The following is a 22346-nucleotide window of genomic DNA, read 5'->3' on the forward strand; positions in this document are numbered from 1 at the left end:
ACCAGAAGATCATCCGCAGACCCCGGTCAGAAATGACCGGGTCTCTTCTTTTTCCGGAGCTGTGAACAGAGTCTCTGCCTTTCCGTATTCCACAAGACGCCCCTCGGAGAAAAAAGCCGCGTCGTCGGCGATCCGCCTGGCCTGGGAGATGTTGTGGGTGACGATGACGATGGTATAGCGTTCCTTAAGGCCGAGAAGGGTCTCCTCGATCACCGCTGACGCCTTCACATCCAGGGCAGAGCAGGGCTCGTCCAGGAGCAGCACCTCCGGCTCCGCCGTCAGCGCTCTGGCGATACAAAGCCGCTGCTTCTGCCCGCCGGAAAGCTTCAGTGCGCTTTTGGAAAGTTCACCCTTTACTTCCTCATACAGGCCCGCCATCATAAGCTTCTCCCTTACGATCTCCTCCAGCTGCTCCTTCTTCCGGATCCCATAGTATCTGGGAGCATAGGTCATATTTTTATAAATGGAAAACGGAAACGGCTGGGGCGTCTGGAATACCAGCCCCACCCTCCGGCGCAGCTCCTCCCGGTCCATGGTGCGGGTGTCCCGTCCCTGAAGACAGATCTCCCCCTTCATCTCTGCCTCCGGCTCTTCCCACAAAAGACCGTTCAGCGCCCGCAGGAGCGTGGTCTTTCCGCTTCCGGACGGTCCCATGACCGCCAGGATCCGGCCCGGCCGGATCCCCATGTTCACATCCTTTAATACGGGATGCTCCCCGTAAAAAACACTGACATTTTTAAGCATCAGGATCTCTTCCATCGGTTCTGACTCCTCCTTGCGTAAGCTGTGGCCAGCAGACTGCTCAAAAGTATCATGGCCATCATCACAAAGGCCGTGCCGTAGGCTGTATCCATGGATGTGGATCCCTGGGCCACCAGAAGATACAGGTGCAGCGGCAGGGCCATGGCCGGAGAAAAGATACTGTCCGGCACCGCCGCATAGGCTACGGCTCCCGTAAAGATCATGGGCGCCGTGGCTCCCATGGCATAGCAGCCGCCCAGGATGATCCCGGATACCAGTTCCCCCCGGCACGCCGGCAGCACGATCCGCGTGATCGTATAGAGCTTCGAGCAGCCCAGGCTGTATGAGGACCTGACCAGCTCCGCCGGTACCTCCCGGAACGCCTTTTCAGCCCGTACCTCAATAAAGGGCAGGATCATCACCGCCAGGGCCACTCCGGCGGAAAAGATGCATCGGCCCAGATTCAGATCCCGTACCAGAAAGCTGTATGCAAAAAGCCCCAGCACAATGGACGGGATCCCGGAAATACACTGGATCACCAGGCGTATGGCCTGGTAGAGCCTCTGGCTCCTGCAATAAAACACCAGATAGAGGGCTGAGGCTGCCGCCGGAACAGAAGCGAGAACCATGGCCGTTCCGGTAAAGCACAGGCTTCCTGTAATGGCAGGCCAGATCCCCCCTTCTTCTCCCAGCACCAGTCCTTTGGGGGCCTCCGTCAAAAATTCCACGCTGATGATCCCGGCCCCCTGGAAAAAAACGTATCCAAAAAGAAACAGGACCGCTGCACAGACAGCGCTGATGCCTGCATACGCCCATATTTTCGTAAAGGTTCCGATCCATCTCATAGCGTCTCCCCCTCCATCCGGCTGCGGATCAGGCCAATGAGCCCGTTGATGAGGAACAACAGGAGCATGAGCACCATCCCCGCCGCATAAAGCGCATGGTAGTGGGTGCTCCCATAAACGGCCGTCCCCATTTCCAGGGCGATCACCGAGGCAATGCTCTCGCTCTTTCCCAGGAGCCTCGGGAACAGATTGGCGTTTCCCATGACCATCATCACCGCCATGGTCTCCCCCATGGCCCGGCCGATGGCCAGGATCATGGAAAGAAGGATGTTCCTCCCCGATGCAGGAAGGATCACGGTTGCAGCCGCATACCATCGTGAAACGCCCAGGGCACAGGCCACCAGCTCATATTTTTCCTTTTCCTTCAGCATGGTCTCGCAGCAGGAGGACACCAGGAAGGGAAGGAGCATCACCGCCAGCAGGATCCCTGCCGCCAGGACGCAGGAGCCGGTGGGCACTCCGGCCTTTAAAAACAGCTTCACTAACACCTGCAGGCCAACAAACCCATAGATCACCGAAGGGATACCAGCCAGAAGGTCCACAAAGGGATACAAAAAGCTCCGCAGCCGTTCCGTTGCAACAAACGCCAGGAATACCGCCGCTCCCAGCCCTGCTCCCAGAGCCAGGGCCAAGGCGGTAAAGGAGACTGCTATCGTAGCGGCAATGAAGTTGAAGATCCCAAACGAGACCGTCCCGGTATAGTCCACAGGCATCCACCTGCTTCCAAACAGAAAGTCCAGGACGCTTACCTCAGAAAACAGGGGCAGGGCTTCCCGGACGATAAAATAAATGACAAATCCCAGTACCAGAATGGAAAAGACCGTCATCCCGCAGATAAAAAACGCAAAAATCTTATCCAGCTTCTTTCTCATCGCACCTCTCCATCAACAGGACAGCCCTGCAAAGGGCTTTCTTTCTGTTTCTTACATACAGATACTGGGGGCGGCAGAATTCCCGGCATCCCCGGTCCTCTGCCATTCCCCCAGCTTTGATCCTATTGGACTTTTTTCGATTGTCAGAGTTTATTCTCCCACAGTAAAGGCCGGGATATATCCGTTGGCCTCTGTCACATCGTAGCCAGTCTGGGAGAAGATGTAATCAATGAACGCCTGCTCAGAGGGGCTGACCACATCACCGGTCACGAACATAACGGGACGCTGGATCTTATAGGTATCCCCAACGATATTCTCCACTGTGGGCTCAACGCCGTCTACCTTCATAGCCTGAAGGACCTGCTTCTCAGCATTGGCCTTATTGTACGCACCGAAGCCTGCGTAGCCGATCCCCCACGGATCATTGGCAATGTTTGTAGCCAGTTCCGTCATGGATGCGGACTGGGTCGCAGATGCGGTCACCTCGCTGTCGCCCATGACAGATTTCTGGAATACCTCATAGGCTCCGCCGGACAGATCGCGGATATATACGTTGATCGTCTCCGCCGGAAGGGAAGCATCCACCTGATCCCAGGTGGTGATCTCTCCTGCGAAGATCTGGCGGATCTGATCGGTGGTCAGATCGTCCGTTACTCCGCAGATGGGATTCTCTGCATTGACGGAAACCGTCAGGGCATCCCTGGCAACGATAAAGGACTGGTAATCGGCTCCCAGTTCCTCCACCTCTTTATCCTTCATGGCTCTCGCCACCATACCAAAGTCCGCAGTCTTATCAACAGCTGCGCTGACTCCCACGCCGGAGCCGCCCGGAGCCACATAAATGGAAATATTCTCAGCCGGGAAGGACGGATCCACCTTATCCCAGGTCACGAATTCCTCTGTAAAAGAAGAGGCCAGTGAGGACATGATCGGATAAAGGGAGGTGGAGCCGCAGAACAGCACGGAGGCCTGGAATTTCTCTTCTTCCTTTTCCGCTGCTGTGGTCTCAGTTTCCTTCGTCTCCTCCGCTTTTGTCTCTGCCGCCGTAGTCTCAGCTGCCTTTGTCTCTGCCGCCGTGGTCTCTGTCTTCCCGCCGTTTCCTCCGCATGCCGTCAGCATTCCCATGGATACGGACACAGCCAGAAGCTTCGCAAGATTCTTTTTCATTCTCTTTTCCTCCTTAGATAATATTGGGATAAAATCTCAAACATATCAAGTATAGTCTCGGAAGCTGTAAAAAGCTAATTGAATTTTTCTATATGGCATCTGAGGCTTTTACAGAAAATCTATCCTGGGTCTCCTGGTATCCCTGGAAGCTCCGTGTTATAATAGAAACGCTTCATAAAAATATACATAGGGAGAGCAATCATGAACATCCAGATCCCAGGCTATAAAACCTTAGACCTGTCCTTTCTCGTTTTAGATTATAACGGAACCATCGCCGTGGACGGCCAGATCCCTCTTGAGGTAAGGGAGGCCCTGGTCCGCCTTTCAAAGGATCTCCAGATCCACGTCCTCACCGCGGATACCCACGGGACCGCCAGGGCCATGTGCCAGGGACTTCCTCTGACCATCCAGACCTTTCCAGCCGGCTCTGCCATGGATTCCAAGCTGGCCATCGTCCGCTCCCTGGGGCCGGAGCGCTGCGTTTCCATCGGCAATGGCCGCAACGACTGCCTTATGTGCAAAGAAAGCGCCCTTTCCATCTCCGTCATCGGAGCAGAAGGCGCTTATTCAAAGCTCTTAAGCTGTACGGACCTGTGTACCACATCCATTCTGGATGCCCTGGCCCTTCTGGAAAAACCAAAGCGGCTGGCGGCAGACCTGCGGGGCTAGGCCCGCGCCTGGCTCCCGCCCGGAAGCCGCCAAAGGCATTTTCTGCAACAAAAAAATGCATCTGATAGGAATCGAACCTACGCACACGGCTCCGGAGGCCATTGCTCTATCCACTGAGCTACAGATGCATCTTTTATATAATACAACACTTTTTCAAAACTTGCAAGAGGTTCCTGCAAATTTTTTATATATTTTTTTGCGGCCCCCTATTTCCCTCCCCGGCTCCCGGACATTGGTATCTGGGTTTTCCCAGACTGGCCTTTCCGTATTCGATGGCCTGTTCCGGACACCGGCAGATGCAGGCCATACAGTGGGTACAGTCTGATCCCCACACAGGGCTCCCGTCCTCCAGACGGATATTGGACAGGGGACAAAGCCTTACACAGGCCCCGCAGCCTGTACACCTTTCCGTGGTCCTGAATTTTCCCGCATGGACGAACAGCTTGTAAAACACAGGATTCACCACGGTGCTGAGGAACCGGTCCAGAAGCGAGATCTCTGCCTTCGGAAGCGGATTCTCTTTTCTGATGTGTTCTGCGATCTGGTCCGCCTGGGGGATAGCCTTCCCGATGATCCGTTCTGCCTCCGTCCTGTCCGGCACCGGGAACATGGCCACATAATTTTCCGGCATCACTACTTTTCCACAGCCCATATATTCCATTCCCTTTTTTTCACAGAACCGTTTTGCATACCCTCCGGCATTTCCGATCCCGTCGCCGCAGGTCATTACAAAGTACAGCTTCCGGCTTCCTGAAAGCCTCGTTTTCTTCAGCCAGTTTCCCAGCACATGGGGGATCTGCCAGCCATAGGTAGGGCAGACCACCACAAACGGCCGGCTGGAGCTGAGCTTCCCATAATCGTTCTCCCTTATCATGGGAAACACATCCACAGCCGTATCTCCCGTTTTTTCTGCGATCCGCTTTGCAATAAAAGCGCTGTTTCCCGTTCCTGTAAAATATAAGATCATATTCCTTCCTCCATTGGTTTTATTATACTTCCAATTTTGAAAAATTACCAGTTTTTCCTCTATGTGTTGCTAAATTTTTGCTTCCTATTTATTTTTCGCGAAAAATGTATTAAAATACAGTGAAAATGGGAACTATAATGAATTTAAATAAAATGAGCTATATTGTACAATGGATTTGAGGTGACTAGCTATGCAGGAATTTTCCCAGCCCCTGGGCGATGCGGTAAAAAAGGCACGCGGTGAACTGGGGCTCACACAAAACCAGGTTGCAGACCAGATCGACGTCGATGTGCGTACAGTAATGAATATTGAAAATTATAAAGGGAATCCCAAAATGGAGATCTTATTCCCTCTGATCCGTGCGCTCAAAATAGATTCCAGAGAGATCTTCCATCCGGAGATCCGCCTGGATAACCCGGCTGTCAGTAAGCTGCACCTTCTGATCGAGCAGTGCAGTGAGGATGAAGCTGCTGCCCTGATCCCTATTATTGAATCCATTCTGTCCGCCCTCCGGACCGGCCGCCCATCCAGACCCGGCCGTTTATAATATTCCGGAGACTATTTCTGTCCAGTACCGGACCTTGTGAATAAAAGCGTATCTTTTTGCTCTCTTCATATGTATTACAATTCACCCTTGATTTGAAAACCAGCCTGTACTATAATGAAGGTGCCTGATGCACGCCAAAGTACCGCAGACCGATGCTTCTGCGGGAGTGCAGCAGGTCCTACATTCAGAAAGCCCGCTCTCCTGCACCGGAGAACGGGCCTGATCCCACTCTGTATCCCAGATCCTGTCCGGAAGCTGTGACCAGAGGTTTCCGGACCTTCAGAATCCGCACAGTATGATTCCTTCTGAATCCCAATAAGGCCGGGACCCGGAGTGGGATCTTTTTTCTTTTCTATCCTATTTGATCGTGATCCTTCCCTGTCCCCTGGGATCTTTGTATTCTTCTCCCACGGTTCCTCCCAGATATTCACTGATATAGGAAGTGATGGTATCCACATCCACCATGGTCTCATCCTTTAAAATAGGACAGCCCATGAGCATGGACATGCCGTCTCCACCGGATTTTAACCAGTAGTTGTGGGAGGCCAGCGTATAGGTCCGGTTCACATCCAGGGGCTCTTCTCCCACATAGATATCCCGCACCCGGTACTCGCCGCCCACAGACACGAAATTTCTCTTTTCATCCAGCACCACGCTGGAGGGCACAGAGGAGTCCACCGTATACGTAAGCCCGGAAACGTGGATAAAGCCGCCGCTTTCCTCGGGATAATTCTTCACGCCCATCTCCAGGGCGTCCTTGATCTTCTGCCCGGAGACCTCTGCCATACAGATCATATTCCCATAAGGGAATACGCTTAAAGCGTCCTCATAGGTGATATCTCCGGCTTCGATCCCGGCACGGATGCCGCCGCCGTTCATAAAGCCGATATCCGCACCCATCATATAGCGGCTGGCGTCGGCGCAGAGGTCGCCCAGGTTGGTCTCTGCCTTCCGCACTGCCCGCAGCCCGGTCTCCGGATCCTTATCCATCAGGTCCACATCCGTGCGGCCCAGGACCACCTTCAGAGACTCCTCATACTGGGACTTGATCCCGTTGATGAAGCTCTCCATCTCCGCGTCCTTTGCCGGATTTCCCTCTGCGTCCGTCACGGCGCTCACATGGGAGGCCTGGATCTGTCCGTCGGTGGTGATGGTCAGCTTTCCGATGTTGGCAAACTTGGTACCGGTCTGGGTCAGTACCACCATCTCCCCGTTCTCGTTGGGAACATTTTCCACACAGACCTCATGAGAGTGGCCGTCAATGGCGGCATCGATGCCGGTGGTGTTGGCGATCACGCTTCTGGAGCTCCACTTCTCTGTGATCCCGTTATCGCCCAGATGGCCCACCATGATCACATAGTCGGCGCCTTCGCCCCTGGCCTGGTCCACGGCACTCTGTACCTGGCTGTATAAAGCCTCTCCCGTCTCATCCTCACAGAAGCCGAAGCGGTATCTTCCAAACTGGTCCTGGAAGTAGGCCGGCGTGGATTTGGTGATGCTCTCCGGTGTGGCAACGCCTACAAAGGCTACCTGGATATCGTCGTACTCCATGATCCTGTAAGGCGCAAACACCTGGGTCTTTGACGGCAGGTTTACAAAGTTGCAGGCAGAATAGCCGCAGTCCAGTCTGGCGGAAAGTCCCAGGAGCTTTTCCATCCCGTAGTCGAATTCATGATTTCCGGGAACGGCAAAATCGTATCCGGCCTTATTCATGATCTGCACCAGGTACTCGCCCTCGGACAGGGTCCCCACCGGCGCGCCCTGGATGGCGTCCCCGGCATCCACCAGGGTCACATACGGAGTCTCCTCCTTCATCTGGTTTTCATACCAGACAAGTCCGGCGTAGCCCATGTTTTCCTCGATGCCGCAATGGGTATCGTTGGTGTGGAGGATCACCACATCGTGATCCAGGGCAAAGGCCGTCTGGCACGTGAGGGCCGCCATAAAAGCGGCTGCTGAGAGGGTCAGGATCTGCTTTTTCATTTCACAACCTCCTTAAAATATAGTTTTCCCCATAAAAAACAAAGAAGTCCCATGAACCAGTCACGGGACTCCTGTTTTCAATGTTCTCTTTTCTGTTCCGGATCTTATGCTCTGGACAGATACTCGCCTGTACGGGTATCGATCTTAACGCGGTCTCCGGTGCTTACGAATAACGGAACGTTGATCTGTGCGCCAGTCTCAACGGTTGCCGGCTTTGTAGCGCCAGTGGCTGTATCGCCCTTGAAGCCCGGCTCTGTATCTGTGATCTCCAGCTCAACGAATAAGGGAGCCTCTACGGAGAATACGCTTCCGTTATAGGAGCATACCTTAACAACTTCGTTTTCCTTCACGAACTTTAAGGCATCGCCAACGATATCCTTGTTTAAGGCAACCTGCTCGTAGGTGTTGTTGTCCATGAAGTTGTAAAGATCGCCGTCTGCATATAAATACTGCATGTCCACGCGGTCGATCCTTGCTGCCGGGAATTTCTCAGTGGGGCGGAAGGTTCTCTCAACTACACCGCCGTTGATAACGTTCTTTAATTTAGTTCTAACGAAAGCGGCGCCCTTGCCCGGCTTTACGTGCTGGAATTCCATGATCTGTACTACCTGACCGTCAATCTCAAGTGTCACGCCATTTCTAAAATCGCCTGCTGATACCATAAATGATATTCCTCCTTAAAATCTGATTCTCTCATTTCACGCTTATGGCTGATTCTATCCTATTTTATACTATAATGCCTATGTTTTCAACCATTTTTTACAAAAATCAGGCAGCAGTTCAGCTGCGCAAAGATCCCGGCAGGAAAAAGCGCTGAAAACCTGATTTCATAAGCATTTTCTGTCTGGATCCCCATAGGGCTGAACTGTTTTAAAATCAAACATCCGGCTTCTGCCTTTGTTTCTTATAGGCCCGGAGCACCACCGCCTCCAGATACCGCTTGAAAACGATCTGGATCTCCTCATGGGGATCCATGGGCTTTGTGAGGATGCTGTAAAGGCCTGTGCGCCTGGCCCCCCACACGTCGGTAAAAAGCTGGTCCCCGATAAAGAGGGTGTTCTCCCGGCCTGTCCCCATGACCTCCATGGCCCGCTCATAGCCCTTCACCGACGGCTTTCCCCCTTTAAATATATAGGGGCTCTTTACCTGGCCGGCAAAGGGAGCCACCCGCGGCTCCTTATTATTGGAAAGGATGCAGGTGGAAAAGCCCATGGCCCTCAAGCGCTCAAACAGGCCGATGGAACGGGCGTCCGCCGGAGCGCCGTGGGGAACCAGGGTATTGTCCACGTCAAAGATGATCCCCCGGTAGCCCTTCCGGTACAGCTCCTCAAAGGGGATCCCATAGGCGCTGTCCACATATTCGTCTGGAAAAAATCGTTCTAACATACGCGCCTCTGCTTATTACTTATTATTAAGGAACTTGGCCAGCTCCTCCATGAACGCGTTCACATCCTTGAACTCCCTGTAAACAGAGGCAAACCGCACATACGCCACCTCGTCCACATCCTTCAGCTTCTTCATCACCAGCTCTCCGATCAGAGACGCCGGGATCTCCCGCTCCCCCATATTAAAGATCTGGTTTTCGATCTCATCGATCACAGCGCTGATCTCCTGGGAAGAGACCGGCCGCTTGTGGCAGGAAAGGAGGATCCCCTTCTCCAGCTTGGAACGGTCATATGTCTCCCTGGAATCATCCTTTTTTATGATCATAAGAGGCATGGTCTCCAGCTTTTCGTATGTGGTGAACCGGCGGCCGCACTGCTCGCACTGTCTTCTCCGCCTGATGGAGCTGTTATCATCCGCCGGCCTGGAGTCGATGACCTTGGTGTCCGACGCATTGCAGAATGGGCATTTCATTCTCTTTTCCTCACTTCCTTTATTTCTGCGGTCTGGGCGGTTCTTCCCGAAGCCGTACCAGGACAATGTCGTCCCCCATCTGGCACACGTCCTCAAAGGGGATCACAAATTCCTTTTCCCGGCCCAGAAAGCCGCAGACACAGCCAGGCCCCGGAACGATCAGGGCCTTTATCTGGCCCGTACATGGATCAAACTCCATGTCCCCGACAAATCCCAGCCGTCTGCAGTCGCAGACGTTGATGACCTCCTTGCGCTTTAACTCGCTCATCCGCATAAAATCCCTCCGCCCATACGATTCCGCTTATGAAAGCATATGCGCGGCGGTCTGTCCTGTTTCCTTTGTTCCGGCAGTTATTCCTCGATCTTCAGACGGTTCTTAAAATATCCGTCTGCACAGTAGATGGCTCCCACCGGATTGTGGGCCAGGACGCGGTCCTTGACCACCAGAGTCGTGACCCTGGCCTCCGAATACTGGTAAAACAGGGAGTCGTGGCCCACGCAGAGGCCCAGGGCGATATTGAAATCCGTCTTCTGCTCGTTTAAGAGCTTCGCCTGGAGGATGGGGTTGCACATGGCCTCATACTGGCCCGGTTTCAGTTTCTTTTCATCGGGGATTCCGGCCTCTGTCTTATCCACTCCCCCGGACTTACAGACGGCCGACACCACAGTAAAGCCCTCGTTCCTGAAAAGATCCGCCACGATCCTGGCTTCCTTTACAAAACCGATGCAGAAGCCCAGTCCGATCTTTTTATAACCCATCCGTTTACAGAATACCATGGTCTCCTTCAGCCTCGGCCACTGGCAGTAGCCGTCATGCTCGATCTCTGAGGAGGTCACGAAAAACTTCTGTACCTCCGGCTTCTGATACTCTGCCTTTGCTTCCTCCACCAGGGCTTCCTGGCGCATGGGACAGTTTTTGGGCATATCCTTATGCTCCGGATCCTTGCACGCATGAATCGTGCAGCTTGCGCATGTATACATTTTATCCTCTCCTTTTTTTCACAGCTGATTCTATTTTAACGCTTCCGTATACTGTCTTTTAAGATCTTCCTGGCGTTTTCTCCCAGGATCGCCGCCTTTTCCCATGGGGAAAATCCGGTTTCTTCTATAAGGCGGATCGCCGCTCTCTGGCTCCCATAGGGAAAATCGCTTCCAAATATCACCCGGTCCGGCCCAAAGGAGCCTGCGATCCGCTCAAACTCGTCCTTATCCTGGAATTCTGCGCTCATGGCCGTATCAATATATACGTTTTCCGGCATACGGTACAGCCTGTCCTCCCCGGTCTGGTCCATGGACAGGCCGCCCATATGGGCAAGGATCACCGGTACGTCCGGAAGGTGGCGGACGATCTCCTCCGCCGACGCCGGGTGCAGATCATAGGGGCTTGGGACCTTGGCGCAGCCGCAGTGGATCAGCACCGGAAGGCCCAGATGATTGATCCTCTCCCATATTTCCCTGTATTTTCCGTCCTCCAGATGTACTTTCTGGAACGGCGGATGGAACTTCACCCCGGCCATATGGAGATCCTTTAATTTCTCGATCTCCTCCAGCACGTGGGGACAGTCCGGATGGAGGCCTCCAAAGGAGATCAGATTGGTCCTTACGATCTCTCTGGCAAACCGGTTCACATCTGTCTGGGTCTCCGGCCTGGATACCACCGGCTGGACCACGGATAAGGAGATGTCTGCTTCCTCCATACGCCGGAGGAGGTTTTCCCGGATGGGAAGGCTGTCATAGGGATCCCCCTCCCGTCTGACCACCTCCATGGCCCGTCTGGCCAGGGCCACAGGATAAATATGGGTATGGAAGTCTATGATCTGTGTTTCCATGGGAAACCGTCACCTGCTTTCAGAATTGTTCTCCCTTCATCTTACCATTATTCCCCAGGAAATTCAATTTGTTTTGCAAAAACCAGGGAAAGCGCCGTTTTTGCGGGACGACAGCCCGGAGAGCCGGTGTGATATCCCGGTTATCTGAACATCAGATACAGGGCCAGAAGGAACAGGAAAAGCCCGCCCCATTGCCTGGTGATAAGAAGCGTCAGGAACACCACGAGCAGCAGAATGATGACCAGAAGAATGATCCCATTCATCGATCCATCGCTCTCCTTCCTTGTCATTTTTCTGATCTTATCTGTCGTCAGCATCCTTCCCCATGGCCTGGGCGATCTGCTTCATAGCCATATCTATATAAAGATACACTCCGTCCCGGTCGCAGTGGTACAGGTTGGAATAGCTCGTACTTTCATTGGGAGAGATCGGATCAGGCTCCACCACCTCCGTGGCTTCCAGCAGTCCGGTCCCCAGCTCCACAGCAGCGGTGAGAGCCTTTTTCAGCACCGCAAGCTGCCCGTCACACCAGAGTCCTTCCAGATCTTCCTGAACCTTTTTGTCCTGCTCCAGATCCTGGAGAAGCTGTGCCGCCTGATCCGGAGACAGGTACACGCCAGAGCAGTAATTTTCAATGATCCGGTTTTCTGCCGGATTGGGAAAGACAGCCGGCACGATCTGCTCCCACGGAGTAAAATACCGGACATATTCTGGCTTTTGCTCCACCAGAAAAGAAAAGGCGCTCCCCCTGGTGTAAAAGTAATCCCGGAAAAAACCCTGGATCACTGCAATATAAAAGCCATGGCTCTTATCAAACAGCTCATCTGGTCCTGTCCCAGCTCCGACCCGCAGGGTATCCAGATACTTTTCCGCATAGAAATCCTCCATCCCATACTGTGCCGCAAGGGCCAGCACCTTTTCCTCCCGGCCCTGCTGTACCCATGTAAGAGGCCCAAAATACCATTCCCGCATTTCCTCCGGTGAGATCGGGTGGAAACTCACATCATATCCCATAAAAATCCTCCTTAATAATCCAGTAAAACCGGCACCTGCTGTTGGAGGAGCCGCCAGCAGGTGCTTCACCCGCCCGCAGGAGCTATGCGGATCGAACGCAGCCTGAGCATCCTCATTCTTCCGCACGCTTTGCACCGCCTCAGTAGACAGCCCCCAGTCTGGAGCAACTTCGGCGGCCAGCTCTGGGAGATCCCGCTCCCGCAAAGCTGCCAGCCGTTCAGACGCCAGTTCTCCCTCCAGAAGAGCGCAGTCCAAGGTGTCCTCCGTCTGGGGAGCGGGAAAGCGGCGCTTTCCCATCCTGCGGTCCAGAAGGGCAAAGATACCCTGTTCCAGAGAGTGAGCGTGCGAAGGGCCCATTGCCTTTTTGCGGGATCGCAGTCTTTCAGCGCTGCATACCCCAACTGATGGAATCACAGCTGCGCGGTCATAAATAAACTCCCTAATCAAAATCCATCCAGACCATGTGCTTTCCACAGTGGAGGCACTGGAACAGATAGCATTGCAGATGGCCGCCGTTGACCGATTCCCGGATCATTTCCTTCTGCTCCTCGTCCCACATGGGATCGTCCAGCACCTCATCCAATACCCCCAGCGCCCGCAGTTCCCTGGCTCCCACATAGCCCAGAAAGGCGCAATAGTCGCCGCAGTGGGCCCTCCAGTATTCCTGCTGCCAGCCGCAGTAGCCGGGGGTGCGGTGGATAAGCTCGTCCAGCCGCTCCGGATCATCTACGCCATCGTCCACAGAGTAATCGTCGTGAAAGCTTCCGTCATATTTCTGGGCTGCTTTGCCGTCTGCGATACATTCCGGGCACAGATAGTCAATATCCTCCACCGAAAAGAAGGGAGCCGTATAGAAGAGGCGGGTGATTTTTCCGCAGCAGTCACAGACAACACCCTCCTCAGACTCCTTAAAGGCCCCGGTATCCAAAGGATCCGGGTGATAGCGGAAGACGGGCAGTCCCATCCGGGCCCATCGCTCCTTCTCCTGCTGCTTTTCCTTTGGCGTTTTTGGCATGGGAACAGCGTAGTGGTTTCCCCAGCTTTCCGCATATTCCTTCAGTGTGCCCAGACGTTTGAGGACCTTCCGGTCTGAACGGTTCCCGATCCGTGAAAGCAGGTCGTAAGCGTCCTTCTTGAAGTCCAGAAGGTCGTACACATCCACCAGAACCTCTTTTGCCTGCCTGTCTCCGGACTGCTCCAGTTCCTTTTTGAAACCATAGAGAGCGCGGACGCTGTCCGGGCCGCCGTCAGCTGCGGAAAACCGTTTTTTTAGTTCAATATATTTTTTCAAATATTCGTTCATTTGCACGTTCTCCCATCAATCCCACCGGAAATTATAGTCAGTGCCGCTTCGATCCGCTCCGGGAGCTTCACTCCTCTAAGCGCTTCAGGTATGGAGCGGGAACCGTTTTTGTCAGCCATACTCCATTGGCGGACAGGTAAAAGAGCGATCCGTCCCTATGCATCTGCCCGGCATCCACCAGGTAGATCACAGGCTCCCCATGCCGGCGGCCCACCTTCTCCGCTGTTTCCACATCCGGTGAAAGATGGACATACAGGCGGCTTTGGGGGAGCAGTCCCTGGGCCTCGATGGAGGCGGAAAACCGTCGGGCAGTTCCATGGTACAGCGTCTCCGGCGGCTCGGCCACAGGAAGTTCCACATCCACCTGGACGGAGTGGCCCTGGCTGGCCCGGATCCGCGTCCGGTCTTCATTGAAAACATACCGCTGCTTGCTGTCGCTCCTCACGATCTCCTCCAGAATATCCTGGTCAATAAAATACTTCTTACTGATGCCTGCCAGCAGCGCATTTACATCCGCCCAGCCGTGGGCATCCAGCTGGATTCCGATGACCTCCGGCTTGTGCCGAAGGATCAAACTTATATATTTACTGATCCTTGTGAGATCAGGCGTCGTCTCTCTCATTCCGTATCCTCCAGATCATTGGTCAGGCTGACTCCACCCGGATGACCGGCCTGTAAAAGTCATAGTCTCCATTCAGTTCATTGTCCTCCTGCACTTCCGGCTTACAAGTGGGGCGAACAGGGAAGAAAGCCCAGGAACGGCCCCAGACCGCCGCAGATACTGCACCCGCCGTCGCCGCCGCAGGTGGTGAATCCATCGGCCTGCACCACCTCCCGCATATAGGGATCATAGGCAATGGACAGGCCAAAGAAGTTGGGTTCCTCCATATCGTAAGGCCTGTCCCCGTCCTCCTCCATATCTTCAAACCAGTGCAGACGCATGGAGTAGTCCAGCCCATCCCCCCAGGGAAACAGGGTCCGGCACCCGCCGCCGCACAGATAGGCCCACTCGTCTGCTGTGGGCAGGGAAAGGCCCTGTTTCTTCAGCTGGTCAAGAAGGGCTTCATACTCTGTGCGGTGATAGATCCAGGTCTGAAAGCCATCCTCTGTCCGTTCCATACGGGCCGACTGGTGCAGGGTAAGGCTGCTGCTGTCACTCCAGGCGAAGTCCCGGAATTCCTTCAGCCAGTCAGGATGGGCGGTCAGCCTGGGATCATCCAGCTGTACCGGCTCCCAGCAGAGCTCCTCCAGCTCCCGGCCTGCCAGCATGGGGCCGATGGATGCCTGCCGCACGGGAGCCATGCTCTCTTTGATCAGCTCTTCCGGCTCCTGATCCGCCTCCCATTCCTGGAACAGGTACTCCAGTTCCTCCCGGCTTTCCTCATTCAGCCCCACAGCAAACCGTTCCCAGCCCAGTGTGACCGTATCGCCGGGGACAAAGACGAACTCGCGGCCATCCTTTTTGAATATGCCGGTGGTGCAGCTCTGGCCCCAGCGTTCAAAGGTATGCAGGCCGAGAAAGGCCATATCATAACGAACAGCCAGGTTCTCCATCAGCGCCTGCTTCTCAGTGGGATCCATTTTATTAAATTGGGGGCGGTATAAATTTACGTTCATGATCACTCCTCTTTCTGTCCGTTCAGTCTGCTCCGCACGATTTTTCCAGTTCCGATACCTGCTCCTCAAGATCCAGGAGCAGGCTGGAAAAATTTTCTGCGGTCTCCCAACAGAGCCTGTATACCCGGCCATGTTAGGCGCATCTGCACCGTCTTTTCATCGCCGCTGGCCTACCGGCCCATCCTGGACAGCAGCTCCTCCAGCTTCCTGGCCAGTGCCTCCACAATGGCGTGGCAGGGGTTTTCATAGCCCACGATCTCCAGATCCTGCAGCTCAACACAGTGGAGCGTTCCATAAAAGCCCAGTACGAATTCCGTCAATTCGGTGATCATCTGGCATCCTTCCATGTTGTCCACATCGGTCTGTCCTTCTTTCGCCGTCATCAGACCAATGATCCCCACCGCCACGGTGAAGGCACCGCAGCAGGATTGTTCGGTCTGCATCCCAAGGCCCATGACTGAAAACATCTTCCGGGTCTCCTCAGACAAATTCAGATGGTAATACTCATTGCAGGCCATGAACATCGCCTCGGCGCAGGACAGATCCGTTCCAATATGATAATAGTTTACCAGTTCATGCAGTTTCATTTTTCCCATACTGTACTCCAATCGCAAAGCATTTCATTCTGTGTCACCCGGCGCAGCTCGTCCCGCACCTCCATCCGCGCAAAGCCCCGCAGGTTCTGCCTCCAGCACCTGGGTCTGGGCATCCCCGCCCGGTTGGTTGGCGGCCAGCTTCATCAGCCGGGCACGGGGCTTGCGGTATTGACTGGCTGCTTTGTTCTGTCACATTTTTACTCCTGCTCTCTATAACTGGTTTCAATGTCGATGAACCGCACATATACGGCGCAGACTTCACCCTTGGCGTCGTAGCCGAAGTAAACGGGATAGTACCCATCCCCCCAGCCGGAGGCGAAGATGGGCAGGCTGCAGTCCGTGTCCGGCACCGGCCAGTTAAGCCAGTCGCCGCAGCTGCCCTGATACTCGGGATGGGCTTTGGCGTTTTCTTCCAGAAGATCGCAGAACAGGTCGTTGTAGGGGTCGATGTCCGGGTCCTCCTCCAGCCGCCTGGCCCAGTACGCCTTAAATGCCGCCTGGGTCTGGATGTCCGCAATGCACCCCATCCCGGCGTCCACGCCGAAACCGAAGTAGTCGTCATCTCCCAGCGCCGCGTCCAGCTCCTCATTGCCTGTCATGCCCAGTTCATAGCGGACAGGCTTCTCCTGGCTGACCTCCACCTTGACGCAGGCATAGCGGTCGCCGTATTGCTCACTGGGCACCACGCAGATCTTTACCGGGTAAGTTCCGGCAGGGATGGTCTGAAGGAACGGCAGGGCATCCTCCAGTTCCACCATCGGATCGCAGGCGAAGATCGTCCCAGTGGGGAAATGGACGGGGCCGATGTCCAGCACATCTACCGCCATGTTCCCGATCATTTTTTCTGTAAAATATGTTTCCAGGTCAGCTTTGCAGGCCAGTTTATCCTTGACGGATTGGTATTTGTTCAGCCATTCAGTTGCAGGCATATCCGTTTCCTCCTGTTGATTCAGTTTTTTGATATATTCACTCTTTGAGCCATCCCAGCAGCAGTTTATACACCGGCCATTCTGGTTTTACCAGTCCCGTTCCCGGATGGCTTCCTCGATATCAATGGGGATGCCAAACCACTCCAGAATATAGGCCACGGTAACTCCGATACAATCCCGTGCCACCGTTTCGATCTCACTGTCGTTCTCGTCAAACTCCTCCTGAAGATCATTGATGCCGCAGACCGCCTCATCCAATATTTTCTGCACCGCTCCAACGTCAGTTTCTCCGCTCTCCAGGAGACGGATGACCTTCTGGAGCTCTTCCTTTACCTTATCCACCAGGAAATCGGGATAGTATTCGTCCTGGTACATCTCGTCCAGCAGTTTATAATTGGGATCAAATGCTTTCATAGGGAGCACTCCTTTCTCATTCAAACATCAAACCGTATGATTCGGTCAGACTTCCGTCGTCCTCATGGAACACACACTGATACAGGGGCTGGCGCTGTGCTGCTTTACGGAACCGCTCCAGAACGGGAGCCAGTTCCCCGCTTGTTGGGATACCGAGCGCAGCGGATACCCGCCGCCAGCGGTCCACGTCCATATCTTCCAAGTTGCCGTTACGACATCTCTGCCCATATTCCTCCAAGGTTTTTTGGTCCACATACTGCTTTGCGTCACAGCAGTCGTGCCAGCAGATACAGTTCACAAGCAGGGAAAAAAGATCGTCCATGCTCTCGGCCAAACGGCCCGCCTCTCCTTCGCTGCTGTAATAGCCGATGGAGCCATCCTCCAACAGGTGGTATTCTCCGCCGGAGCCATCTCTGGCAAACGCCCTGCCGGGCAGGGAAAAAGTACATCGTCCCTCTGCGTCATCCCGCGGGGATAACTCATCCAGCAGGAAGAAGTCAAAAAGAGAATCAAATTCATCTGCCAGATCAGGATTTTCACGCAGTATCTTCAAATAGTCCATCGCTATTTTCCTTCCTTTCCAGTTCTTGTGTCGTCTCGTACAGTGGTTCTTCCATCCTCTCATCATTCTGGTAAAAATGGTCTTTGTCACGGCCCCGATGGCCGTCAGGCGGGGCAGCGTCCAGCGGAGTGCATACCGTGAAACCGTCCTCATCCTGTGACATTCCGAATTTCAGCAGAGAAATGTTCTGGGGATCCTGCAATATCTGACCGCACCAACTAGTAAAGTCCTGTTTCATGCTTTTAGTAGCACTGGAGGATCAGCCAGATCCGGTCAAAACGGCAGGCAGCCAGGTCCTCTTTGGTGATGTAGAAATAGATATGCCCGCAGTCCCCAAACATCAGCTCGAAGCCGCCGCACTCCACTGTATCCAGCTGGAACAGCAGCAGCCAGCGGTCACGGGCAGATCCTTCCGCCCGCTGGCGGATCTCCTTTGGGATCTTACCCCAGCCGTTTCCCAGATAATAGCCTTGGGTCACCAGATCACATTCGGCAAACATACTGTTCTGAATGATAAAAGGCCAGCCCAGCAGCTGGGAACGGTTTTCCAGCCCTTCCGGATCCTCTTCCATCCGTTCAGCCCACGCGGAATCAAAGGCATCATAGTCCTCCTCGTCTGGGAACGCTTCGCTGAAATCCTGCCAGGAAGGATAGGAGTTTTTTGAATCCATTTTGATCCTGACCATAGGAAACCTGAAATCATCCTCCATATCCGCAGGAAAGTCCGCAGCGGCCAGGGCCGAAATGTCCTCAAACCAATAAACGCGGGAGCAGCCCTTATCTTTAGGGTCATAGCCCCAGCACTGGGTATCTGTTTCATAGAAGAAGGAGAGCAGGCCATGGTCGGGCAGAAGATGCTCCGTGTCAAACCGGGCCAGCTCCGCACAGTTGAACTGGGCCAGGAAAGTAAGGGGACGGTCCTTCACCACATTGTCATAGCTCTCGCCCTCATAAGCAGGCCACACGAAATCAGCCGGCACATCGGGCTGCCCGCCAAAACGGGTGGCCCCCAGTTTGTATGTTTCTTTTCCTTCTATTTTCAGTCTGATGCTGTTTTTACCCAGCAGCTCCAGTTTTTCTTTTATACTCATGGCAGTTCCTCCTTGCTGCACTCTCATAGCTTTCCGTCCAGTGCCTCCACGGTTATCATGGCGGCGGAATCAAATTTACACTGCCGCAGTTCCCGCCCGCTCCAGACAAACACATAGGAAAAGCATTCGATCTCGTCCTGATACTCCTATTTCGCATACAGCTTCCCATGCTCCGAGATCCAGACCTCTGCCGGACAGCAGCAACCGATATGGCCGATCGGCTGACCCAGGCTTTTATATGCCTGGGTCAGAAAGTCTATTGTTGTCGTGGCCCTGCTCCTTATTCCTCAAACTCTCCCTCGATCATCCCATTCAGATACCGGCCAGGATCTGCAATAAAATCCTCCCATTTGGCCAGGGGATGGAACTCCTCATGCTCCATGTCCAGATACCACAGTTTCTTATCCCTGGGGCTCCACAGCAGCGGGCAGCAATGAGCAGAAGGGGCTGTTCTACCGCCAGGTCAGGATCGGCTCCATGCTCCAGTAAGAATTGGATCATGGGCACATCGTTTTGAAAAACTGCGATCTCCAGCGGCATCAGTTTGATATACTCACTGAGCTGGATAGGAACATTCAGATCCAGCCCGCCTTGAAGCATTGCCTCCAGCCTGGAAATATCGTGTTCATAAATAGCGGCAGCCGTTTCCGGGAGTATCTCCCAGCGGCCAAGATATGCAATTTGGTACATAAGACACCTGCTTTCGTTGTTGTCTCACCTTATATGGTGTCGTCCGGCCCAGCACCCGGCCTTTTCCAACCACATTTGTTCCCTCATAAATTAAGAACTCCGCATTGTTTTCTAACGAGCTGTAATCCACAGTATCCGGATAGAGAGGCTGGGCATTCCCCAAAGCCGGTCTATCAAATGCACACACAGCTCCGTCCAGAAAGCATACACCCAGATATTCCGCAGTTCCTGTGACAACAAAATGAGGACAATATTTTCCGCTGACCAGGCTGGGGGGCACCTTTCGTTTACCGCTCCAGAAGATGACCTCCACATGGAGCACTGCCCGGTTTTCATCTGTCCCGATCATGCTGTATCACTCCTATCCCACAATGGTAGTTTCCTGGATGTCCAGATTCTCAAAATCCATGGCGGCCAGCTTTCCGGCGGTCTCCGGGGTACACATGAACCAGGTGCTCACGCCCCAGGGATCCATCCTTGTGACGATGAAGAAGTCGGTTTCAGCGGGAGTCGGATCTCTTGCGTCAATCGTGTGGTCAGCGTAAAGGTACACCAGATCCACCTCCCGCTCCGGCAGCCACCTGGCCCGGCGCACACGGGGCTTTCCGTTTTTCAGTGTCTTTTCCCTGGGGTTCTCGAACCACTCCAGTTCTTTGATCTTCAGTCCAGTGAAGGTATCAGACAGCCGCCGGGCGATCTCCCGGTGGGTAAACACCCCGCAGTTCCAGGAGCCCATTAACCATGTCATGATAAAGTCTCCCACCTTGCTGCCGGGGGCAGGAGGTCCGTAAACGCTCTCATCCGCCCACATGACCTCCATCTTTTCGCACGGATCCGGCCGGGGACAGGGCCGCTTTCCTCCATAGCGGTGCATGATATTCACATAGCCAAAATCCCTGCCGGTCCGGTCATGCCCGTTGGCTTCCACTTTATAGGCAGTTATGGACATTGCAGTTCCACCTCCCGGGCCCGCAGACCTGTAAATCCGGTCACCATTCTCATGCCAGCTCTTCGTCCAGTATCTGGACTTTTGGGTAAACTTATCTCCATGTCTCCTCTCAGGTCTGCTGATGCTGCATGGATACAACATGGCAGTCCGGGCAGAACTCCACATAAAGCGTTCCTTCCGTACCGTCCATCAGGGTATCCCACTGGATCTGGGCCAGATATTTCATGGGCTTTCCGCAGTGGGGACAGGCCGTATATTCCCAGTCCTGCACCCAGTTGGCAAAACCGCCGATGGTGTTCACATCCTCGCAAGCCGCGCCATAAAACAGGGGAACGGACGATTTCCCCAGTATAAAACGGTTTTCCGTTAATGCCTTATATTCTTCTGGCCGGACATAGCAGTCCATCTTCCCTGTCCCATCAAAGGTCCTGGAGGGAAACACCTCCACACCGCCGTCCAGAGTAAAGCGGCTGAATGCAGGCCCATCCAGAAATCCCACACAGTTGGGACAGCAGGCGGCAGTAAGGATGCCGTCCAGCCCCAGGAATCTCAGCCTTTCATCCCGTCCATCCAGCACCAGAATATCCACCATCCGTCCGCCGCAGTGGGGACAGGTGTCCTCCCGCATCTGGCCCATACGGATAGGAGATCCTTCGCCTGGCTCTCCCTTCACCATCGGATAGCAGGTATCGAAGTTAAGCTGCATCCGCTGCCCTTCCTTATCAAAGGTCCAGCCGCCGCACTGGGCGTAGATGGATGGGTCCACATAGAGATTCTTTCTCCATGGGCGCGGATGTTTCTCCAGCTCCAAAAGCGTTTCCAGCGCCCGGTCATCTCCCTGCATGGCAAGGCAGCACATCAGCTCAGACGCTTCGCTGGAATTCTCCGCAGAAAGCAGGACGTGGATCAGGCCGTCCCGCACATCCTCCGGGGCGTGATAATAAAGCTCACAGGGATAGTAAACCTCCGCGGCCAGCGCCGCCCGCTGGATCCTGGGCGTGATGGCGTCCCGGTATCCCAGAAGCTTCCAGAAGTCCGTAAGCTCCGGATCCTCCATATCTGCCAGCCGCCGGATATTCCGGACCAGCCCGTCCTGTTTTTCCTTCACTTGCTCCGGACTCCAGTGAAGGACCGTATCCCTCTCCTGTCCAGACCTGCATTTCCAGCACAGTCCCTTATAGCCCAGAGGCGTCCCGCAGACGGGACATGTATACTTAAGGCTCATGTGTACTCCCTCCTTCTGAATGATAACCATGAGAAGCACGCTGCGCGGATTTCTTATGGTTATCGCGGCAGCCGCCAGGGTCTCATGCAGGCACGGACTTTGACTCGTTGCCCGCGTAAAAAAAGCCCCGCGCCGCTCTGTCTCAGGGACAGGCTGGCGCAGGGCATGAAAAAGCCGCGCTTGTGAAACCGCATCTGCCGGCAGATGTGGTCTCTTCAGCAACTAGAATATTCCTTTCATTTCTCAGAACAGCCCAAAGCCGTCCGCTATATCGGTCCATGGCAGCACCCTTTTCCATTTGCATAGTATTTTCATTATACCATGTCCTTCGGACATGGTACCCCTCCGGGAGATTTGAGCGCCTGGATTTTCGCGGTGAACGCGAAAACCAGATGCGCGATGGTATAATGTCTGTTTCCAGACATTATACCACAGCCTTTACAGATATGCGATAAAGAAGTGATGGGATTTTCCACATT

At 54.1% G+C, this 22346-nt stretch carries 27 protein-coding genes and 1 tRNA gene; 2 read left to right on the forward strand and 26 right to left on the reverse strand.

The annotated features are described in order from the left end of the window. Positions 1 to 9: 9 nt before the first annotated feature. The 4 genes from ACI6NM_RS05870 to ACI6NM_RS05885 form a co-directional block, all read right to left on the reverse strand. Positions 10 to 759, reverse strand: a complete 750-nt coding sequence (locus ACI6NM_RS05870) for a phosphate ABC transporter ATP-binding protein (protein ID WP_262427907.1) — start codon at positions 757 to 759, stop codon at positions 10 to 12. After that, positions 744 to 1586, reverse strand: coding sequence for a PstA family ABC transporter permease (locus ACI6NM_RS05875; protein ID WP_262427906.1), 843 nt, complete (start codon positions 1584 to 1586; stop codon positions 744 to 746). Before ACI6NM_RS05875 ends, ACI6NM_RS05870 begins: the two co-directional genes overlap by 16 nt. Next, complete coding sequence (gene pstC / locus ACI6NM_RS05880) at positions 1583 to 2458, reverse strand: phosphate ABC transporter permease subunit PstC (protein WP_262427905.1); 876 nt, start codon at positions 2456 to 2458, stop codon at positions 1583 to 1585. Before pstC ends, ACI6NM_RS05875 begins: the two co-directional genes overlap by 4 nt. A gap of 150 nt (positions 2459 to 2608) precedes the next feature. After that, positions 2609 to 3625, reverse strand: coding sequence for a phosphate ABC transporter substrate-binding protein (locus tag ACI6NM_RS05885; protein WP_158359810.1), 1017 nt, complete (start codon positions 3623 to 3625; stop codon positions 2609 to 2611). A 201-nt stretch (positions 3626 to 3826) separates the two neighbouring features. Between ACI6NM_RS05885 and ACI6NM_RS05890 the strand changes: the two genes are divergently transcribed. After that, positions 3827 to 4294: an HAD family hydrolase gene (locus ACI6NM_RS05890; RefSeq protein WP_262427904.1), complete on the forward strand. Its 468-nt coding sequence runs from the start codon at positions 3827 to 3829 to the stop codon at positions 4292 to 4294. Between the two features lie 56 nt (positions 4295 to 4350). Here the strand turns inward: ACI6NM_RS05890 and ACI6NM_RS05895 are convergent. Both ACI6NM_RS05895 and ACI6NM_RS05900 read right to left on the reverse strand, forming a co-directional pair. Next, a tRNA-Arg gene (locus ACI6NM_RS05895) sits at positions 4351 to 4422 on the reverse strand. A 56-nt stretch (positions 4423 to 4478) separates the two neighbouring features. Continuing rightward, positions 4479 to 5261 (reverse strand): EFR1 family ferrodoxin, encoded by a 783-nt coding sequence (locus ACI6NM_RS05900; RefSeq protein WP_262427903.1) that lies wholly within the window; start codon positions 5259 to 5261, stop codon positions 4479 to 4481. A 190-nt stretch (positions 5262 to 5451) separates the two neighbouring features. Between ACI6NM_RS05900 and ACI6NM_RS05905 the strand changes: the two genes are divergently transcribed. Beyond that, the gene (locus ACI6NM_RS05905; protein ID WP_022273073.1) at positions 5452 to 5808 is read left to right on the forward strand and encodes a helix-turn-helix transcriptional regulator; all 357 of its coding nucleotides are present in this window, start codon (positions 5452 to 5454) and stop codon (positions 5806 to 5808) included. A 357-nt stretch (positions 5809 to 6165) separates the two neighbouring features. Here ACI6NM_RS05905 and ACI6NM_RS05910 read toward each other — a convergent pair whose 3' ends face one another. From ACI6NM_RS05910 to ACI6NM_RS06005, 20 genes are all read right to left on the reverse strand, one after another. Next, entirely contained in the window at positions 6166 to 7791 is a 1626-nt protein-coding gene (locus tag ACI6NM_RS05910; RefSeq protein ID WP_262427902.1) for a bifunctional metallophosphatase/5'-nucleotidase, read from the reverse strand. 104 nt (positions 7792 to 7895) lie between these two features. After that, positions 7896 to 8453, reverse strand: coding sequence for an elongation factor P (gene efp / locus ACI6NM_RS05915; RefSeq protein ID WP_022273075.1), 558 nt, complete (start codon positions 8451 to 8453; stop codon positions 7896 to 7898). Positions 8454 to 8667: 214 nt separating this feature from the next. Then, positions 8668 to 9177 (reverse strand): YqeG family HAD IIIA-type phosphatase, encoded by a 510-nt coding sequence (locus ACI6NM_RS05920; protein ID WP_158359800.1) that lies wholly within the window; start codon positions 9175 to 9177, stop codon positions 8668 to 8670. Between the two features lie 15 nt (positions 9178 to 9192). Continuing rightward, the gene (gene nrdR / locus ACI6NM_RS05925; RefSeq protein ID WP_022273077.1) at positions 9193 to 9648 is read right to left on the reverse strand and encodes a transcriptional regulator NrdR; all 456 of its coding nucleotides are present in this window, start codon (positions 9646 to 9648) and stop codon (positions 9193 to 9195) included. Between the two features lie 19 nt (positions 9649 to 9667). Further along, positions 9668 to 9922, reverse strand: a complete 255-nt coding sequence (locus ACI6NM_RS05930; RefSeq protein ID WP_022273078.1) for a PRC-barrel domain-containing protein — start codon at positions 9920 to 9922, stop codon at positions 9668 to 9670. A 77-nt stretch (positions 9923 to 9999) separates the two neighbouring features. Further along, the gene (locus tag ACI6NM_RS05935) at positions 10000 to 10629 is read right to left on the reverse strand and encodes a DUF1847 domain-containing protein (RefSeq protein WP_262427901.1); all 630 of its coding nucleotides are present in this window, start codon (positions 10627 to 10629) and stop codon (positions 10000 to 10002) included. A 35-nt stretch (positions 10630 to 10664) separates the two neighbouring features. Then, complete coding sequence (locus ACI6NM_RS05940; protein WP_262427900.1) at positions 10665 to 11477, reverse strand: amidohydrolase family protein; 813 nt, start codon at positions 11475 to 11477, stop codon at positions 10665 to 10667. Positions 11478 to 11617: 140 nt separating this feature from the next. Continuing rightward, positions 11618 to 11740 (reverse strand): hypothetical protein, encoded by a 123-nt coding sequence (locus ACI6NM_RS05945; protein ID WP_262427899.1) that lies wholly within the window; start codon positions 11738 to 11740, stop codon positions 11618 to 11620. A 37-nt stretch (positions 11741 to 11777) separates the two neighbouring features. After that, positions 11778 to 12746 carry a hypothetical protein gene (locus tag ACI6NM_RS05950; protein WP_262427898.1) on the reverse strand — a complete coding sequence of 323 codons (969 nt, stop codon included), beginning with the start codon at positions 12744 to 12746 and terminating at the stop codon, positions 11778 to 11780. 184 nt (positions 12747 to 12930) lie between these two features. After that, positions 12931 to 13794, reverse strand: coding sequence for a CbrC family protein (locus tag ACI6NM_RS05955; protein WP_262427897.1), 864 nt, complete (start codon positions 13792 to 13794; stop codon positions 12931 to 12933). A 67-nt stretch (positions 13795 to 13861) separates the two neighbouring features. Further along, complete coding sequence (locus ACI6NM_RS05960; RefSeq protein ID WP_022273084.1) at positions 13862 to 14416, reverse strand: RNA 2'-phosphotransferase; 555 nt, start codon at positions 14414 to 14416, stop codon at positions 13862 to 13864. A 101-nt stretch (positions 14417 to 14517) separates the two neighbouring features. Beyond that, positions 14518 to 15411, reverse strand: coding sequence for a hypothetical protein (locus ACI6NM_RS05965; RefSeq protein ID WP_330599991.1), 894 nt, complete (start codon positions 15409 to 15411; stop codon positions 14518 to 14520). 170 nt (positions 15412 to 15581) lie between these two features. Continuing rightward, entirely contained in the window at positions 15582 to 16007 is a 426-nt protein-coding gene (locus tag ACI6NM_RS05970; RefSeq protein WP_022273086.1) for a C-GCAxxG-C-C family protein, read from the reverse strand. A gap of 197 nt (positions 16008 to 16204) precedes the next feature. Further along, complete coding sequence (locus tag ACI6NM_RS05975) at positions 16205 to 16936, reverse strand: DUF4241 domain-containing protein (protein WP_330599990.1); 732 nt, start codon at positions 16934 to 16936, stop codon at positions 16205 to 16207. A gap of 87 nt (positions 16937 to 17023) precedes the next feature. Continuing rightward, positions 17024 to 17350 carry a DUF5713 family protein gene (locus tag ACI6NM_RS05980; protein ID WP_262427896.1) on the reverse strand — a complete coding sequence of 109 codons (327 nt, stop codon included), beginning with the start codon at positions 17348 to 17350 and terminating at the stop codon, positions 17024 to 17026. Positions 17351 to 17366: 16 nt separating this feature from the next. Beyond that, positions 17367 to 18065 carry a hypothetical protein gene (locus tag ACI6NM_RS05985; RefSeq protein WP_438501075.1) on the reverse strand — a complete coding sequence of 233 codons (699 nt, stop codon included), beginning with the start codon at positions 18063 to 18065 and terminating at the stop codon, positions 17367 to 17369. A gap of 89 nt (positions 18066 to 18154) precedes the next feature. Next, positions 18155 to 19003 carry a YwqG family protein gene (locus ACI6NM_RS05990; RefSeq protein WP_262427894.1) on the reverse strand — a complete coding sequence of 283 codons (849 nt, stop codon included), beginning with the start codon at positions 19001 to 19003 and terminating at the stop codon, positions 18155 to 18157. 312 nt (positions 19004 to 19315) lie between these two features. Beyond that, a complete protein-coding gene (locus ACI6NM_RS05995; RefSeq protein ID WP_438501076.1) occupies positions 19316 to 19693 on the reverse strand; it encodes a hypothetical protein in 378 nt (125 codons plus the stop codon). Positions 19694 to 20054: 361 nt separating this feature from the next. After that, the gene (locus tag ACI6NM_RS06000) at positions 20055 to 20642 is read right to left on the reverse strand and encodes a hypothetical protein (RefSeq protein WP_262427892.1); all 588 of its coding nucleotides are present in this window, start codon (positions 20640 to 20642) and stop codon (positions 20055 to 20057) included. A gap of 109 nt (positions 20643 to 20751) precedes the next feature. After that, complete coding sequence (locus ACI6NM_RS06005) at positions 20752 to 21867, reverse strand: hypothetical protein (RefSeq protein WP_262427891.1); 1116 nt, start codon at positions 21865 to 21867, stop codon at positions 20752 to 20754. Positions 21868 to 22346 lie beyond the last annotated feature (479 nt).

This window comes from Pilosibacter sp. YYHA0881, from assembly GCF_051602715.1.
GTDB lineage: Bacteria > Bacillota > Clostridia > Lachnospirales > Lachnospiraceae > Alitiscatomonas > Alitiscatomonas aceti.